At 43.9% G+C, this 17,020-nt stretch carries 14 protein-coding genes; 3 read left to right on the top strand and 11 right to left on the bottom strand.

Annotated elements, in window-relative coordinates; translation table 11 throughout:
- Positions 1–111: 111 nt before the first annotated feature.
- The 11 genes from cobB to ACRQQK_RS05980 all read right to left on the bottom strand — a co-directional run bounded on the left by cobB (position 112) and on the right by ACRQQK_RS05980 (position 12,427).
- Positions 112–855, bottom strand: coding sequence for a Sir2 family NAD+-dependent deacetylase (cobB, locus tag ACRQQK_RS06030; RefSeq protein WP_457510440.1), 744 nt, complete (start codon positions 853–855; stop codon positions 112–114).
- A gap of 185 nt (positions 856–1,040) precedes the next feature.
- Positions 1,041–2,261 (bottom strand): ammonium transporter, encoded by a 1,221-nt coding sequence (locus ACRQQK_RS06025; protein ID WP_457510439.1) that lies wholly within the window; start codon positions 2,259–2,261, stop codon positions 1,041–1,043.
- Positions 2,262–3,712: 1,451 nt separating this feature from the next.
- Entirely contained in the window at positions 3,713–4,132 is a 420-nt protein-coding gene (locus tag ACRQQK_RS06020) for a hypothetical protein (RefSeq protein WP_337164528.1), read from the bottom strand.
- A 4-nt stretch (positions 4,133–4,136) separates the two neighbouring features.
- The gene (locus ACRQQK_RS06015) at positions 4,137–5,216 is read right to left on the bottom strand and encodes a formate dehydrogenase subunit gamma (protein ID WP_457510438.1); all 1,080 of its coding nucleotides are present in this window, start codon (positions 5,214–5,216) and stop codon (positions 4,137–4,139) included.
- A gap of 6 nt (positions 5,217–5,222) precedes the next feature.
- On the bottom strand, positions 5,223–5,831 hold the full coding sequence (gene fdh3B, locus ACRQQK_RS06010) for a formate dehydrogenase FDH3 subunit beta (protein ID WP_042482336.1): 609 nt from the start codon (positions 5,829–5,831) through the stop codon (positions 5,223–5,225).
- An 11-nt stretch (positions 5,832–5,842) separates the two neighbouring features.
- Complete coding sequence (locus ACRQQK_RS06005) at positions 5,843–8,698, bottom strand: formate dehydrogenase subunit alpha (RefSeq protein ID WP_457510437.1); 2,856 nt, start codon at positions 8,696–8,698, stop codon at positions 5,843–5,845.
- A gap of 10 nt (positions 8,699–8,708) precedes the next feature.
- Entirely contained in the window at positions 8,709–8,903 is a 195-nt protein-coding gene (locus ACRQQK_RS06000) for a twin-arginine translocation signal domain-containing protein (RefSeq protein ID WP_457510436.1), read from the bottom strand.
- A gap of 63 nt (positions 8,904–8,966) precedes the next feature.
- Positions 8,967–9,581, bottom strand: a complete 615-nt coding sequence (locus ACRQQK_RS05995) for a TorD/DmsD family molecular chaperone (protein ID WP_457510435.1) — start codon at positions 9,579–9,581, stop codon at positions 8,967–8,969.
- 9 nt (positions 9,582–9,590) lie between these two features.
- Complete coding sequence (locus tag ACRQQK_RS05990) at positions 9,591–11,252, bottom strand: 4Fe-4S dicluster domain-containing protein (RefSeq protein ID WP_457510434.1); 1,662 nt, start codon at positions 11,250–11,252, stop codon at positions 9,591–9,593.
- 196 nt (positions 11,253–11,448) lie between these two features.
- Positions 11,449–12,003 carry a DUF3306 domain-containing protein gene (locus ACRQQK_RS05985; RefSeq protein WP_457510433.1) on the bottom strand — a complete coding sequence of 185 codons (555 nt, stop codon included), beginning with the start codon at positions 12,001–12,003 and terminating at the stop codon, positions 11,449–11,451.
- Positions 11,993–12,427, bottom strand: coding sequence for a DUF3305 domain-containing protein (locus ACRQQK_RS05980; RefSeq protein ID WP_457510446.1), 435 nt, complete (start codon positions 12,425–12,427; stop codon positions 11,993–11,995). The genes ACRQQK_RS05985 and ACRQQK_RS05980 overlap by 11 nt, the downstream gene beginning before the upstream one ends.
- Positions 12,428–12,710: 283 nt before the next feature.
- On the opposite strand from ACRQQK_RS05980, the gene ACRQQK_RS05975 reads away from it, so the two are divergent.
- From ACRQQK_RS05975 to ACRQQK_RS05965, 3 genes are all read left to right on the top strand, one after another.
- Positions 12,711–13,550 (top strand): formate dehydrogenase accessory sulfurtransferase FdhD, encoded by an 840-nt coding sequence (locus ACRQQK_RS05975; RefSeq protein ID WP_457510432.1) that lies wholly within the window; start codon positions 12,711–12,713, stop codon positions 13,548–13,550.
- Positions 13,551–13,744: 194 nt separating this feature from the next.
- The gene (locus ACRQQK_RS05970) at positions 13,745–16,093 is read left to right on the top strand and encodes an AAA family ATPase (protein ID WP_457510431.1); all 2,349 of its coding nucleotides are present in this window, start codon (positions 13,745–13,747) and stop codon (positions 16,091–16,093) included.
- A 24-nt stretch (positions 16,094–16,117) separates the two neighbouring features.
- Positions 16,118–16,996 carry a mechanosensitive ion channel family protein gene (locus tag ACRQQK_RS05965; protein WP_457510445.1) on the top strand — a complete coding sequence of 293 codons (879 nt, stop codon included), beginning with the start codon at positions 16,118–16,120 and terminating at the stop codon, positions 16,994–16,996.
- Positions 16,997–17,020: the final 24 nt, after the last annotated feature.

Below are 17,020 nucleotides of genomic sequence, written 5' to 3'. Positions count from 1 at the left end.
TTAAAATACAAAACGCCCGATGAAGTACACCGAGCGTTTTAACTAAAATGTGTCAACCCATATCAGGACGGGTCATTCTTTTAGGAACAAAAAACTTGGTGGTATTACTCACTAGTGATTACCGACTTTGAAATCTGGTTGTTGAAGTTCAAGAATTTCTTCAACTAAACGCGGGACTTCAATACTGGCTTTTCCATAACGTTTTTCAGCAAATTCACTTTCCACCGCACTGGGCTCTAAATTTATCTCAATTGTGTGTGCTCCGTGCATTTTTGCATCGTGTACAAAACCTGCCGCGGGGTAAACCACGCCAGAGGTACCAATTGAAATGAACAAGTCAGCTTCTTCCAATGCTGAGTAGATATCTCCCATTCTCAACGGCATTTCACCAAACCAAACAATGTGTGGACGCATCTGCGCAGGTATTTGACAACAATGGCAGAGGTCACCAGTCAACAAATCACCCTTTTGTTCTATGGTTTGATTAGAGACGCTGCAACGCGCTTTAAGCAACTCACCGTGCATATGAATAATGTTTTGGCTTCCACCGCGCTCATGCAGGTTGTCGATGTTCTGAGTAATGATGGTGACTTTGCCATCGAGCTCTTTTTCCAGCTGACCTAAAGCAATATGCGCCGCATTAGGTTGAATGGCATCAGACTGAAGTTTGCGGCGACGCTGATTATAAAAGTCCTGAACCAAATCTGGGTCTTTAGCAAAACCTTCTGGCGTGGCAACATCTTCGATTCGATGATTTTCCCAAAGTCCATCTTGAGCCCGAAAGGTCTGAATACCCGATTCTGCAGAGATTCCAGCGCCTGTTAGCACAACAACATTGCGATACGGAAATTTCATACAACATCCTTATTCTGAATAGCTTTTGGCTAGATTAGCACTGAAGCAAACTCATCTGTAGTTTTTGCCGTTAGACAATAGTCTTAATTTTAGTACTTATTACTTGTTATGTGATTCAGAAAAGCAAAGAGCAGACCATTGGCCTGCTCTTGTTTAAAGCTCGAATACTAAAATAAAGCGAGAAGTTATTCTTCGTTGACTGAAGAAATTTTGTGTACAGCCAAGTCAGCGCCGATAAACTCGTCTTCTTCGGATAGGCGTAGCCCTGTTAGAGCGTTCAGCGCCCCATAAACCACGAATGCACCAACAAGAGCAACAAGGATACCTAACACAGTACCCAATACTTGAACAGCAATACTAACGCCGCCTAAGCCACCTAGAGCCGTTTGACCGAAGATACCTGCTGCAATGCCACCCCAAGCACCACACACACCATGTAACGGCCAAACACCTAGTACGTCATCAAGCTTGGTTTTGTTTTGCAGTTGTGTGAATAGCCATACGAATAGCGCACCAGCAATAACGCCTGTCACTAATGCACCAAGCGGGTGCATGATATCAGAGCCCGCACACACGGCGACGAGTCCAGCCAAAGGTCCGTTATGAATGAAGCCTGGGTCGTTTTTGCCAACTACAAGCGAAGCTAGGATACCGCCAACCATCGCCATCAACGAGTTCATCGCCACAAGGCCGCTAATGCCCGCTATCGCTTGTGCTGACATGACGTTGAAACCAAACCAGCCAACACACAAAATCCATGCGCCTAGCGCCAAAAATGGAATGTTTGAAGGTGCAAAGTTGGTATGTTTACCGGCGCGAATACGACCTTTACGCATTCCTAGGAAGTACACAGCAACCAGTGCAATCCAACCGCCGACGCTGTGTACAACAACTGAACCGGCAAAATCGTGGAAACCTGCGCCAAAACGATTTTCGAATGCTTCTTGAATTCCATAATTTCCGTTCCAGATGATCCCTTCAAAGAAAGGATAAACCAGACCAACAGTGAAAAACGTAGCAATGAGAACCGGATAAAATCGCGCACGTTCCGCAATACCACCCGAAACAATTGCTGGGATAGCGGCGGCAAACGTCAGTAGGAAGAAGAACTTAACTAACTCATAACCATTGCCTTGAGCCAATGTTTCAGCGTCAGCAAAGAAGTTCGCGCCATAGGCAATCCAGTAACCAATAAAGAAATAAGCGATAGTTGATACACCAAAGTCCGCTAGAATTTTTACTAATGCGTTAACTTGGTTTTTCTTACGAACCGTCCCTACTTCCAAAAATGCGAACCCTGAATGCATTAAAAACACCATTATGGCGCCAAGCAGCAAAAATAAAGTATCTGAACTTTGGGTCAGGGCTTGTACAGCTCCATAAACCTGACTTTCGGTTTGAGTCATTCTCGTTACACTCCATGCAGAATAAAAAAGCGCACCAACTAGGTGCCAAATGTTTTGCAATTCACAACATTGGTGAATTTATTATGTTTGTGCCCTGCACGAGCAAGATGTATTCCAGTTTGGGACTACAGGAATAACAAACACGTTAACCAACTGATTGTTAACAATATTAATTTTAAAGGTAGGAATGTTTGAGTGATAAAAAATAGGATTTTTGCCAATAAATAGCACCACATTGGTACGTGTGAACCAATTTAGTGCGCACTATTGTTGTACAAAAATCACCCGAAACTGGCACGGGTGGTTCAGTGAGAATTTTATAGCTAGCCTCTATTGGCTATGAATCTGACGGTACATTCGGGTTTTTACATATGGTATGTGGAACAAATATTACATGGACAATTTATGGCGATAGATGAATTAAAAGAGCTTTCACATCTATAGATTAGATATCACCTTTTCGTTGCTACGTAGCAAGGTTTTGGACAAAAGTGTGTCAGTGACCTTGCTAAATTAGCAATCAATGAATTACTTATAATATAGGAAAATTCGCCAAGAAAAAGGTTAGGCCTAACTTCATTTGTTTCCTGTAAAAATATATCTCCAACATGAGATAATTCATCCATAATATTTCTTTAGCTTTACTCAATATAAACAAACTTCCTAGCTAAAAAAACCGAGTATAAAAAGCACTCCCCCCCTAAAAACACAACAACATAATATATATTAAGGTCTTTATACCACCTTATAAAAATGACTATTAAAGACAACATTAACACTAGTGTAGTTACATATCGAAAGGTGCTAGAACTATGTAACAAGTACCTAACTTTTCTATCTAATATATAAAAAAAAGTTAATGGAGCAGATAACACGAGTAAATAAAAATTAGGTTCAATCATAGAAAACATCAACATTAATATGGAAAAAAAACCTAGCCCGCATGCCTTTGCTCTGAAATACATTTCATTGGAGAAATTATTTTTCTTGTTTTTTTTCTCTATCATGTTGATTTGCCTCTTTTGCTCTATCATTTAGTAACTTACTAATTAGAACTGTAGAAATCTGCCGGCTATCCAAACCTAATTCGCTTAGAGGAATCTGTCGGTCTAACACACCATGGTAAACTATGTACATAGTTTACCATTACAGAATGTAGGTCAATAAATGACAAGCGTAACGAGTCAAGATTGTAGAGCTAAGCAACTTTGGGGCAATACCATGTTTACGGTGATTGATACTGGCAATGCTTTGTATACATGAAATCACGAAGGGTATCCCCTAAGTATTTACCAGAAGTAACATGTCCTTAGTACACAGTATGAATGGTGCGAAAATGTTCATTCTATTTGTGTGAGAAAAACTATTTTCGCCCATTCTGATTTACCTAATTAACCGTTTGATAATTCATTCATGTCATTCTGACTCTCAGTGAGAATTTCCAATCAGTTTTATAGGTTTGGCCCTTTAGAGGGCGCATGAGGAATATTGTTTCTCAACTGCTGCATCCCTTTAATCATTCGCACAAACCAAAGTGAAATAGCAAACAAAGCGATTAATGCTCCGACATAGGGAATAGCGCCACCAACGGTCGTTAACCATGAATGTGCATACCAGTAACGATTAACGCCCATGATAAGCCCGTTGGTAGTGGCGACAGTGACAATCAATACCACAAAGAAAGTCAAAAAGAGGAAGAAGCTGCGGATCAAACCATAGTAGTGAGAATTTGCGACTTCCCCATCCTCGTTTTTATCCAGACGATATCCGGCATAAATAATGCCGATAACGCCAGAGATTAGACAGGTAAACGGAGTTAACAAATTAGCGATGTAAACGAACCACACTGACTTGTTATCCGAAGCTTGCATAGTATTAGCGCTTGTCATGCATTGGCTCCCCCATTGGCGGAGATTGAGTCTTGTTGGAAACGGCATCCGCTTCTTCAATTTCTCCTTTGGCTTTCATTTCCTCATACCATAAATCGTGATGCTCTTTCGCCCAAGTCTCATCAACTTTACCCGTGACCATGCCTTCTAATGCGCCTTCCATGCCAAACAAACCAATATAGATATGGAACACGAAACCACAGATTAAAATCAGTGCCGAGAACATGTGGACAAGGTTAGACATCTCCATATCGCGACGAGTTTGACCAAAGATAGGGAAATCAAGGAACAAACCACTCACAGCAGCGAAGGCACCAAACACAATCAACAACCAGTAAACCGCTTTTTCACCAGCATTAGAGAACCCAGCTGATGGATGTGTACCTTTATGCTTACCGACCATTCCACCCAGTTTCATTGCCCATTGAACATCCACTTTAGTGAACAGTGATTTACGCCACCATTTGAGCAGGATAAACACTAGCAGTACAAAGAACAGAGGCCCGACATAGTTGTGATACTGTTTTGCAGCGAAAACGATATAACCCCATAAGTCAGTTGGGATGTAAGGTTTCAAAAAATGCTTTCCGTAAACCAGCATCAAACCACTGAACGCCAGCGTTAAGAAAGTAAACGCCATAGACCAATGCAGCGCCCTATCTAGTCGCGACCAGCGATTTAATTTTCTCCCTGTTCTTGGTTTGCTCAACATGATTGGGCCAACAATCACGTACGCCAGAATAACCAAAGCAATACTACCGAAAATCGCGACAGCACCCGCTGGAGACATCCATTTCTCTTTCAAAATAAACCACGTTTCGCCCGGTTTACTGATCAGAACACCATGCTCAGGAGACTGAGAGGTGGTATATCCAGACACACCTTGACGAACTTGTCGCCAGTAATCAGCACCAGCAAGTTGGCTCATTTCACTCTGCGCAACATCTGCCTTGCCATTTACGGCTTTGCCACCTTCTTCTGCAAACGCAGGCGCAAAAGCCAAGCACAGCAATGCTGCCAGTAAAGGCAGCACTCGACCAGCAGCGCGAACAATTAAATTTCGCATAGGCTACTAGCTCCTTGTTGCGTCATAAGAAAGATCTTCACCATTGGTCCAGCCAGCACCTTTTGCGCCACGTTCAACAACACGTTGACGGAAGATATCTGACACTGTCTCAGCATCACCCGCCATAAGCGCTTTGGTTGAACACAGTGAAGCACACATTGGAAGTTTGCCTTCCGCAATACGGTTCGCACCGTATTTTTTACGCTCTTCTTCAGAACCCACTTCCGTTTCTGGACCACCTGCACAGAAAGTACATTTGTCCATTTTTCCACGCTCACCAAATGCAGTTTGCTTAGGAAATTGTGGTGCACCAAATGGGCAAGCGAACAGACAGTAGCCACAACCGATACAAAGATCTTTGTTGTGCAGAACAATGCCGTCTTCCGTGTGTACGAAACAGTCTGCTGGGCAAACTGCCATACACGGAGCATCAGTACAGTGCATACACGCAACCGAGATCGAGTTCTCACCCGGCTCACCATCATTGAGTGTTACAACGCGTCGACGTTGAATACCCCACTCTAATGCGTCGTCGTTTTCGTTTTTACATGCTGTCACACAGCCGTTGCATTCGATGCAGCGCTTGGTGTCACATAGGAATTTCATTCTAGCCATCGCGGTGCTCCTTACGCTTTACGGATGTTACATAGTGTGACTTTAGTTTCTTGCATCTGAGTCGTTGGATCGTAACCGTAAGTGGTTGCGATGTTCGCTGACTCGCCAACAACATATGGCTGAGTACCTTCTGGGTACCGGCCTCTTAGGTCTTCACCTTGGAACTTCCCACCGAAGTGGAACGGAATGAATGCCATTCCCGGACGTACACGACGAGTAACCATAGCTTTAACGTGAATGCGCCCTTTCTCCGCGCCTTCAACCCAAACCATATCGCCATCTTTGAAGCCTAAATCGTTAGCATCTTTAGGGTTGACCTCAACAAACATCTCTTGTTGAAGCTCAGCTAGCCATGGGTTTGAACGTGTCTCATCACCGCCACCTTCATATTCAACCAAACGACCAGAAGTCAGAATGATTGGGTATTCTTTCGACTTATCCTGATCCTGAATGGATTTATAAAGGGTTGGCAGACGATAGATAGACTCTGCATCATCCCAAGTCGGATAATCCGCAATCAAATCTCGGCGTGGTGTGTATAAAGGCTCGCGGTGCAGCGGCACACGGTCTGGGAACTCCCATACAATGGTACGCGCTTTCGCGTTACCAAACGGAATACAGCCATGCTTGATCGCCACACGCTGAATACCGCCAGACAAGTCGGTTTTCCAGTTTTTACCTTCTGCTTCTGCTTTCTCTTCAGGGGTAAGATCATCCCACCAACCAAGATGTTGCAGTAGCTTAGCGCTAAACTCTGGGTATCCGTCTTCGATCTCACTTCCTTTTGAGAAGCTATCTTCAGCAAGTAGGTTCTTACCTTCGAACTCGACACCGTAACGAGCACGGAAATTACCGCCACCTTCTGCAACAGTTTTGGACGTGTCATAAAGAATATGAGTGCCCGGGTGTTTCATCTCAGGCGTGCCCCAGCATGGCCAAGGCAAGCCGTAGGTTTCACCGTTTACTGGTCCACCCTCTGCTGAAAGTGTTGTTTTGTGGAATGTGTGCCAGTTTTGTTGATGCGCTTTCAAGCGTTCCGGACTTTGTCCTGTATATCCAACCGTCCACATCCCCTTATTAAATTCGCGAGTGATGTCTTCGATGACGGGTTGGTTATTTTCGACTTTAATGTGCTTAAACAGCTGATCTGCGAAACCCAGTTTGCTTGAAAGCAAATACATGATTTCGTGATCTGGTTTCGAATCAAACAATGGTTCAATGACTTGGTCACGCCACTGAATAGATCGGTTAGATGCCGTCACACTGCCGTAAGTTTCGAACTGAGTGGTTGCTGGAAGTAGATAAACGCCATCTGTACGATCGTTCATCACCGCTGCGACCGTTGGATAGGGATCGACGATGACCATCATGTCCAATTTCTGCATCGCTTTTCTCATCTCAACGCCACGAGTTTGCGAGTTTACAGCATGTCCCCAGTAGAACATGGCGCGAATGTTGTCGTTCTGCTCGATGTTAGATTTGTCTTCAAGCACACCATCAATCCAACGCGATACGGGAATACCCATGTTGTTCATTGGCTTGTGACCACGATACTCTTTCTGGTCGAATCGATTTTTAATCCACTCGAAATCGACATCCCACACGCGAGCCCAATGTTTCCAAGAACCATCAAGTAAGCCGTAGTAACCCGGAAGAGTATGAGAAAGTACGCCTAAGTCCGTTGCACCTTGAACGTTATCGTGACCACGGAAGATATTTGCACCACCGCCCGATTTGCCTAGGTTTCCAAGAGCCAATTCAAGTACACAGTATGCGCGAGTATTGTTGTTACCTGTTGTGTGCTGAGTACCACCCATACACCAGACCACACAACCGGGACGGTTTTCAGACAACAATTTCGCCGTGTGATAAACGTCTTCTTCGCTGACACCTGTAACGCGCTCAACCTCTTTAGGGTTCCATTTCGCCACTTCAGCGCGAATTTCATCCATACCGAAAACACGCTGACGAATGAATTCTTTATCTTCCCACTGGTTATTAAATATGTGCCATAGCAAACCCCAGATAAATGCCACGTCAGTACCTGGGCGCAAAGCGACGAAATGATCCGCTTTTGCCGCAGTACGGGTACGTCTTGGGTCAGCAACAACAATCTTACAGTTGTTCTTCTCTTTGGCGATTAAGATGTGTTGCATCGCAACTGGGTGCGCTTCAGCAGGGTTCGAACCAATGAATAGAATCGATTTGCTGTTGTGCATATCGTTAAAAGAGTTGGTCATTGCCCCGTAGCCCCAAGTGTTTGCTACACCGGCTACTGTTGTCGAGTGACAAATACGCGCTTGGTGGTCAACGTTATTAGTGCCCCATAGCGATGCCATTTTTCTGAACAGATACGCTTGTTCGTTACTGTGTTTCGCACTGCCAAGCCAGTAAACAGAATCAGGGCCTGACTCTTCACGGATTTTTAGAACATTGTCGCCAATTTCGTTAATGGCTTGATCCCATGAGATCTTTTTCCATTTGCCGTTTTCGAGTTTCATCGGGTATTTCAGACGACGCTCACCATGGCCGTGTTCACGAAGAGCCGCACCTTTTGCACAGTGTCCACCAGCGTTAAATGGGTGGTCAAATGCGGGTTCCTGACCTGTCCAAACGCCATTTTGAACTTCAGCGTAGATACCACAACCCACTGAACAGTGAGAACAGATGGTGCGCTTCACTTCAGTTTTGGAATTGCGATCAACTTCTTCCGCTTGCGCCTTTTTGATCATTCCCGGAGCAAACAGACTTGCACCGACAACCGCACCACCAGCAGCTAAAGAGCTGTTTTTCATGAAGGCACGACGGCTAATCCCGAGCTGATTCTTTTCTTTTGTTACGTTATCAGAACGTTTAGTTAGTCTCATCTGCGAGCTCCTATAGCGTGTCGTAGTAATCACGAATGTGTTGTGTCTCGTGATAACCTTCTTTTTTAGTTGTAGGTACATTCAAAGACGGTTCTTGCGCACTGACACTTTGAGAAACGCCTACAGCGCCAGCAACCGCGGCAGTTCCAAGTCCTTTGAGCAGGTCACGTCTGCTTTTATCGATGTCTTGTTGTTGTTTTTTCATCATTGCTTCCTTATCTCGTCCCTATTGTTGCCAACAAGGTAAGTCTGAAAGCGCTTTACGCGCTTATTCAGTCAGGTTCTTTACTTCTATTTTGTGAGTATTACGTTTACTTACCTTCGCCTCGGTAAATGACACATTTTCTAACGACAAAAATGCACGCATTAACGTGGCAACTGCATGGTAATAACGGGTGTGTTGCGCTTCGGTAATTTGAACAGCAAGACGTTCATACCAAGGCGCTAAATGACGATTGAAAAATGATTGTTGAACGGATTCCGGCTGTTCGCACAAATACGCCATGGTTTCGCAAAGCGCTGAAATATGATCTTCAGGCTCTTTCACATTTTCACTTCGCTCTAAACCTAACTGACTTAAATGTGTGCGAATTTCCGCCAGCGGTTTTTCCATTAGCGAACCAGTTAAATGCCAAGATGCAAAAGGTACGACTTCACCGCGACCAATACCGATAAACAGTTCTTGGTATTCATCATCCAGTTGCTCAACATTAGTATTCTTAGACGCATGAACGATTTCAGACCAAGCCTGCGCCATAGGCGTACCGTTATCTTCAAACTCTAACTCAGAGAGAAAATCGAGCAGTTCTTTGCTAGGCGCTTGGCGAAATAGCGTCGCCAATAACAGATAAATATCTGAACGCATTGATTGTGCCTGTTCCATTTCCTTCTCCTAATATCTCAGCTGTTGTTCTGGGTCGTTAGCCATAGACTCAAATACATCAATCACACGGCAGTCTTCACACATAGCAATACGGTTCAAAGCTTCAGCAGTAGCAAAGTGTGAGTGACCTTGTAACTTGTTTTGCAACATAGTGATCATAGATTGAGGTGCGAATGGCTTATGGCAGCGTAGACATTTCGCTGGTTCTTCCTGATGGAGCGTGATCGCCGATTGACGAGCTGCTTTATCCCAGTTCATTTGCTTAACACTTGTTAGAGCATTTTCAGGACAAGCTTTGATACACAAGCCACATTGAACGCAGTCTTGTTCAACAAACTTAATCCCCGGAATATCACCTTCATGATGAAGCGCTCTTGTTGGACACACAGCAACGCATCCCATACATAAAGTACAGTCTTTGGTTGAACACTCTATCGCCCCGTAAACGGAAGAGGCTTCTAATGGCTGCGCCACTTTCTCGATGTTGAATTGTTCGGCAAGTGCATCAAGCGAGGTAAATAGACGGGCACGCTTGTTCCCTTCTAATTCACCTAAACGTAATTGAAGATCGTCGGTGATTAGGCTCGGAGCGCCTTCGCGAAGCGACTCTAAATAGAGGATGTTTATTGTCTCTTTTGCTAGGCCTAACTGACAAAGCAATGTCTGAGCGGTTGCGACTTCTTGTTCCAGAATACGTTGAATGGTTTTCGGCATTCGACGACTGGCAGCAAAAAGGACTTGAGTCGCTCCATTGGTTAATGCGGCAAACCAAGTATCAATACCAATGGATGGCAATTCATCGACCGTCACTGGAATAACGTTTTCGGGCATAGCCTTTAACGCCATCAGGTTATACGTCTCATGTTCTGAGCTACAAATCAGAACGACAGGTTTTTCACCGCCCGCTTGAAAATAGTTTTTAAGCAAACGTTCGATAAACTTTTGTGTCTCTTTAGGTGTAGGTAATGCGTAATGAATAGCTTCGGTAGGACAAGCGGTGGCACAAGTTCCGACGCCTTGACACAGATAAGGGTTAATCTCAATTCTATGACCTGTTTTGTCTGAACCTTCGCTTGATAACGCACCCGCAGGACAGGCATCCACACAACGTTCACAACCTTTTACACCGCGTGAACTGTGCGCGCATAAATCTGTATCTAGTCGGAAATATTTTGGTTTATCAAAAGTGCCGACCAAATTTGGGATTTGTTCAAGTGCATCAGCCAGTTTTGGATAGCCTCGCCCTACAGGGAAATACCCCGGAACAGGAACTTCTTCCGTCATGACGCCATTCAGAGACATATCAAGGATGATATCGAACGAATCTTTTCCTATAGCGACTTTTGAAAGGCTGGTTGTGACACCATGGTTTTGAACCAGCACATCAAAACTGCCGAGGTATCCACTAATTTGAACGCTATCTGCAAAGTAGATATTGGCTTCTTTGCCCTTTTCTCCATCAATGGAGAGCAAAGAGACAGATTGAACTTGAGGTAATTGTTCTGCGATACGTTCAATCAGACTGGTAGGCCCAATAATCAGAGTATCGCCAGAGGACTCATAACTCACCGTAGGAGGAATGAGGTTAGATAATTCGACGGTATTTTCAATGGCAGAGTACCGCGCGATTCCATTTTGCGAAGTCGATTGTTGTAAGTATTGTTTTAGCATTTGCTCGCTTCCAGTGTTTATCCACACACTTTTTATCTGGATATGAACCTACATTAGCAAATAGCGTTCCAAGAAGACTTTTTAATATTTACAACAAGATACAAGGATAACACTAAGCTAATTATGGGCATTATTATCTTGTGGGACAATTTGTCCCAGCTGCTAACTTACCGTTTAGTCAAAATGTACCTATGATTTATATGGTATTTTTTGTCTCACCTTCTAAATCAGAGAGTTCAGTGTGGGTCTCTAATGCTGTTTCTTCAGTTTGCTCACCCTCTTCACCATGCTGCGCAAGCAGTTCTGGTTGTTCTGACTCAAACTCTTCCTGTTGCTCAGGGTTTTCGGTCGACTCTTTCAACCATCCTCTCAATGTTTTCGCAATTTCCGGTGAAAGAGGTTTGAGAGCACTGAAGTCCTGAGCGTAGTCGTTCATTCTGCACACTTCACTAAACTCGCCGCCGAAAAATAGCTTACGTAGTGCGGCTTTTTTAATGTCTTTATCGGCTTCCGAAGTCAGTAATGAGGCAAGTGATTGAGGCTCGCTACTCTCTTGTAATGCTTCAACATCTGCAGATAAGTTTTCGTCTGATCTTTCTTTGTTTGTAAGGCCAATGCTTGTAGGGTCAATAACAACATCAGAATTAACTGAATCAGCTTCCAATCCTGCTTGCGGATCTTCTACCTGAGCGTCTTTCGCTCCCTCAAGCTTGCGTTTTGACCAGCGCGTTAAGAATGAATCATTGACCACTAGACCTCCCCGCGCCTTTACGCTTCTTACCACGCACTTCTAACAGTTCACCGTGTCGGCCAATAAAGGCTTCCATCCAAGCTTGCACAGGCAATGGCATGTCATTCGACAACACCAAATACTCTCCATCCATATACTGACCAGCGACACTTTGCGAGGCGATCAAGCGAATGATTTTTGGTGTTTCTCCATCTTCTGGCTGTTCTAAAATCAAAAACAATTTTGGACTATGGGAGCTGAGGTTAAAGCGATAATCTGTGCGCTCATCTCTATATAGCTCTAAAGTTGCAACATTCGGTGAGTTCTCGTCTACAGCTAGATCAAAGCCAACTAACTGCCATTGGGTTGTTACCCACATTCCGGCAGTGATCTCATGTTCTTTTAAACGACAGCTTATCGGCCAACTGTTTTCGGTTTTTGCCATCGTTTGTTTTGCTACAAGAGGTTGAGCTTGTATTTGTTTTTCTGACATAAGAAACCTAATCAATTCTTGTTTTGGTATATTTTGTTAGTGTTGTTTAAGGTGACACAAAGCAAATATTGAGCCATTGACTCAAGCCTAGTTGGAAATTTGCGAATGTCATGGGTTAAATGTCGCATTAATTTGCGGTTAAATGATGAAAATGTCCTAATCGACGCAATAAACAAAGCAATGGAATGAAACTTGCTGTTTCGTTGTTTTCCGATCACTCCATCAGGAATCTCACGTGGCACAACCTAAAATCATAAAAACCAGTGAAAACCCGTTTCAAACTATCGAAGTTGAAGTTTTTGACGAATATGGTGAGCGCTTAACTAAATCTATCGCCTGTGAGCGCCCGTTAACGGTAATGCTTAACTGGAAAGAGATAGTCACCTTAATGACATTAGGATCCCGTCCTGAAGCCCTTGTCTTAGGCTATCTGAAGAACCAAAGTTTCCTTAACGATCCTGAAGCACTTGAGTCGGTTATTATTGACTGGGAAACCAATACCGCTGCCATTGTCACCAAAGAATCGCTAGAACATTTAGAACCCGCATTAAAGAAAAAGACCGTTACTTCTGGTTGTGGTCAGGGAACTATGTACGGCAACGTCATTAAGCAGTTAGAAGGTTACAAAGTTCCGCAAACTGAAATTAAGCAGTCTGAAATTTACGACGCGCTCGAAGCGCTCACTCATCACAATGATACATACAAGGCAGCCGGAGCTGTTCATGGCTGTGCTGTTTGCCAAGGCAACTCTGTACTCTCTTTTGTCGAAGATGTTGGTCGTCATAACGCTGTTGATACTTTGGCGGGTGAAATGTGGCTTCAAGGTGAAACTGGTGATGACAAAATCTTCTACACCACCGGAAGATTAACCTCAGAAATGGTCATCAAAGTTGCTCAAATGGGCATACCTGTTTTGTTATCTCGATCTGGCGTGACACAAATGGGGTTGGAACTTGCTCATCAGTTTGGCATTACCACCATTGCCCGAGCAAAAGGACATCGCTTTCAGGTCTACAGTGGCGTTGAGAAATTAGAATTTGATGTTAAAGGTCATTTGGCAGATGAATCTGAATAACAGATTCAATTGCTCAACAAATGACTATTCCAAAAAAGTAAAAACTCTTTATACAACCTTGCATACAAGGACGTATCAGATTTGATACTGCGTTATTTTGATTGCATTTTTTAGTCTGGATATCTGTATCTAAAACCGGATATACGATCTACACTGTTTTATGAAATCAATGGCTTACTTTAACGATCACGCATATGCAAAATTTGTTACGTCTTTTTTTGATGTTTTGGCTAGTAAGTGGACAAGCAGCCCATGCCGAATGGGATGTTGATAATATCAACACAACGCCAACAGCGAACAGCAGCGCTGTAGAAATCGAGCAGCAGATAAAAAAACTGCCAGACTCTCTGTTCATGACCAAAAATGAATATCTTGAGGTCTCTAGACTGTTGCACGCAACACTCTCTCTTCAATCGAATAACATTAATGATTTCTCACAGGCTTTAGTTGCCTACCGTAATCAAGATGATGACTTCAATTGGTTTAACTTGGAACAAAGCTATCTCACTCAGGTAAGTTTAACCCATTCAAAGCAGCAATTACTTCGTTTGGCCGATGAGCAGACGAGTGCTGAAGTTACCGGATTTGGCCCGACTGGTGTTCTGCAATTCAAACAAGAATGGAAGGTGGCTCAACTGAGCGCCGAATACCTGTTTTATTTCCAGATACGCAGTTTTCAATCTCTCATCGATGATTTGCTCATCTCCCCTGTACCTTTTATCTGGTCGGTGTGTAAGGTGCTGTTTATCTACTTTTTATTGGTGTGGTGGCTAAGACACAGTAAGCGACTCATTGAGCTGTTTCGCAACACCTATTTAAAAGACAAATCAGAACCTTCGCTTTGGGCTCGTATTGTTTGGTATGCCAGTAAGGCAAATAAAGCAATTGCGTGGTTGATTGCGATAACTTTCTCGCTGCAAGTGCTCGCTGAAATTAAGAGTTTGCAGCACCTTGTTTTTCTCGAAATATTCATTTGGTGGATCTGGGGCGGTTCTATCGCAGTCAGCTTGATTCTGGAGTTTACCTACAGAACCAGCCATACCTCGAATAAAGCGTTAATGGCGTTAAGGCTAAGTACTATTCGCCGTATTGTTTGGACAGTGATCATTACAGGTGTGATTCTCCAGCTTTCTATGCGCACATTGGGCAAAGGAACCATTTACTATTGGATTCTCAATACCATGTATGCATGGTTCTTTGTCATGATTGTATCGGTGTTAAACCTTTGGCGTGAACGTATTTTCGCTTATGCGGAAAAAGCATCAGACAGGCCACTTTGGGTCAATTGGACCATCAGTAAGAAAGATGCGTTCGCTGTTCGAGTATTCGCTACGACCTTAACTCTGGCGTGGCTGTTAATGCATACGTTGCAATACCGGCTTATTGCAGCGCTTTCAAACTACACTTTCTTCAGTCAGGCCCTCGCCTATCTATTCAGAATTGAAGTGGCCAAGCAGAATGAAAGTATTGCTTCGGACCACAACCACGTTCGAATAAAAGGTGACGAAGCTTTTGAGTATATTTTGCCCGGCTCTATGGATAGCGAACTGATTGATTATGCCGCTGACGAAATAAAGATGTTATCACGCTACTTGCTGTCCGACAGTCCGGCAATCTGCGTTGTTACGGGTGAACGTGGTATCGGCACCACGACTTTACTTTATACCTTGCTGCATAAGGTAAAGAATGCTGAACCTTTGTATCTGAACTGCCCTTATTCAGGCTACGCAGAACTGCTTGAACTGCTGGCGTTAAGCTTAGGTTTAGAAGCGGAGTCATCCGAGATTCAAATCCTCTCCCATTTGCGTAAGAGTGAACAAACCTATCTGATTGCAATAGATAACGCTCAACGTTTGGTAAAACCTATGGTCGGTGGACTAAACAGTTTAATGAAGCTCACCAACCTACTTCGTCGCTCTAAGAAAAATCACCGTGTGATTATGGCCATCGAGAAATCGAACTGGCGCTTCGTTGATAGAGCGCGTGGTGAACGTCTGTTGTTTGACTGGGTTACGGTTCTTCCTCGCTGGAATGAGAAGCAGATGGTAAAACTGCTTGATAGCCGGATTAACCGAGAGATTGAATCTCCTGTCAGTTTTGAAGGGCTTGTCGTACCCCGTCAGTGGGATCAGGATGATTCCAGCGATGACGAACGTGCGAAACAAGGTTTTTACCGTATTCTTTGGCACTATTCCGACGGGAACCCTACGGTTGCGTTGCGTTTCTTCCGCCGTTCTTTGAACCGCAATAAAGAAACGGGAGTGGTTAATGTCAATTTGTTCCATGTTCCTGACTCGCAAGATCTCGAACAGATGCCTAAGCCTATGCTGGCAGTGCTGCGTTCTATCGTTCAGCTTGAGGTGGCTTCTAGTGAAGAGTTGTCTAAGTGTACTCAGCTAAGTATTGCTGAAGTCATTGGTATCGTGCGTTATTTCCAAAGTCGCGGATACTTGGAATGGGCAGAAGATAAAGCCCGCGTTTCTGACCACTGGTATCGGACGATTACCAACGTTCTTGATCGCCAACATCTACTGGTGAAATAAACAATGAAGAAAAGTATGACTCACATGTATTCACGTTTTATTGCTTTGGTCTTACTCGGTCTTGCATTACCCAGTTATGCGACCGAAGAGTCTGTCAGCGCGGAGAGCTTTCAACAGATCGCCAGCTTAGTTCGATGGAGCGGCGTGTTCTTCTCTATTCTGATCATTGCGGCTACTTGGTTGCTGCTTAAGTTTATGAGTTCACTCGTTGAGACGATTGGTAGTCAGTTCGCGCAATATCGAATGTTGCTACAAAAGCTTCAGTCGTTTCTCCAATTCTTTATTTACATGGGGGCTGGTGTGGTGGTGTTTGTCCTCAGTTTCAGGATTAACGACCATATTTTAGCTTTAATCGGCGGTACGTTAGCAGTGTCTGTGGGCTTTGCTCTAAAAGACTTGGCAGCATCGTTTATCGCAGGCATGACGGTTATGATTGACCGCCCGTTCCAAGTTGGTGACCGTGTCACATTTGAGGGGCATTATGGCGACATCATCACCATTGGTTTGCGTTCGGTTCGTATGCGTACTCTTTCAGACGACATTATTACCATCCCAAATAACAAGTTCTTAAACGAAGTGGCCGTCAGTGGTAACTATGGTGCACTTGATATGCAGGTGGTGATTCCCTTTTATGTCGGTATGGATGAGGACATCGTTCTAGCGCGCAATCTTATCCAAGAAGCAGCCTCTTCCAGTCGCTACATTCATTTACCCAAGCCTGTCACTGTATTGGTGAAGCAAACCATAACGGACAACTATTTGGCGGTTCAGTTAACCTGTAAAGCTTATGTGGTGGATACGGCGTATGAGAAACTGTTTGAGACAGATATTACTTTGCGGGTAATGGATGAATTCAAACAACACGGAATTAAACCACCGAAGATTGCGATTCACGCACAATAAACCTTCGCTACTATTTGAAACGCC

The sequence above is a fragment of the Vibrio sp. C8 genome, assembly GCF_054051265.1.
The sequence above is the reverse complement of the archived record's forward strand: the minus strand, read 5'-3'. Positions and strand labels throughout refer to the sequence as shown.

What these genes read in the sequence shown, in the direction of transcription:
- ACRQQK_RS06025 (WP_457510439.1), bottom strand. Translation starts at nt 2,261, where the DNA reads ATGACTCAAACCGAAAGTCAGGTTTATGGAGCTGTACAAGCCCTGACC.
- ACRQQK_RS06000 (WP_457510436.1), bottom strand. Translation starts at nt 8,903, where the DNA reads ATGAAAAAACAACAACAAGACATCGATAAAAGCAGACGTGACCTGCTC.
- ACRQQK_RS05965 (WP_457510445.1), top strand. Translation starts at nt 16,118, where the DNA reads ATGTATTCACGTTTTATTGCTTTGGTCTTACTCGGTCTTGCATTACCC.
- ACRQQK_RS05970 (WP_457510431.1), top strand. Translation starts at nt 13,745, where the DNA reads ATGCAAAATTTGTTACGTCTTTTTTTGATGTTTTGGCTAGTAAGTGGA.
- ACRQQK_RS05980 (WP_457510446.1), bottom strand. Translation starts at nt 12,427, where the DNA reads ATGGCAAAAACCGAAAACAGTTGGCCGATAAGCTGTCGTTTAAAAGAA.
- ACRQQK_RS05990 (WP_457510434.1), bottom strand. Translation starts at nt 11,252, where the DNA reads ATGCTAAAACAATACTTACAACAATCGACTTCGCAAAATGGAATCGCG.
- cobB (WP_457510440.1), bottom strand. Translation starts at nt 855, where the DNA reads ATGAAATTTCCGTATCGCAATGTTGTTGTGCTAACAGGCGCTGGAATC.
- fdh3B (WP_042482336.1), bottom strand. Translation starts at nt 5,831, where the DNA reads ATGGCTAGAATGAAATTCCTATGTGACACCAAGCGCTGCATCGAATGC.
- ACRQQK_RS06015 (WP_457510438.1), bottom strand. Translation starts at nt 5,216, where the DNA reads ATGCGAAATTTAATTGTTCGCGCTGCTGGTCGAGTGCTGCCTTTACTG.
- ACRQQK_RS06005 (WP_457510437.1), bottom strand. Translation starts at nt 8,698, where the DNA reads ATGAGACTAACTAAACGTTCTGATAACGTAACAAAAGAAAAGAATCAG.
- ACRQQK_RS06020 (WP_337164528.1), bottom strand. Translation starts at nt 4,132, where the DNA reads ATGCAAGCTTCGGATAACAAGTCAGTGTGGTTCGTTTACATCGCTAAT.
- ACRQQK_RS05995 (WP_457510435.1), bottom strand. Translation starts at nt 9,581, where the DNA reads ATGGAACAGGCACAATCAATGCGTTCAGATATTTATCTGTTATTGGCG.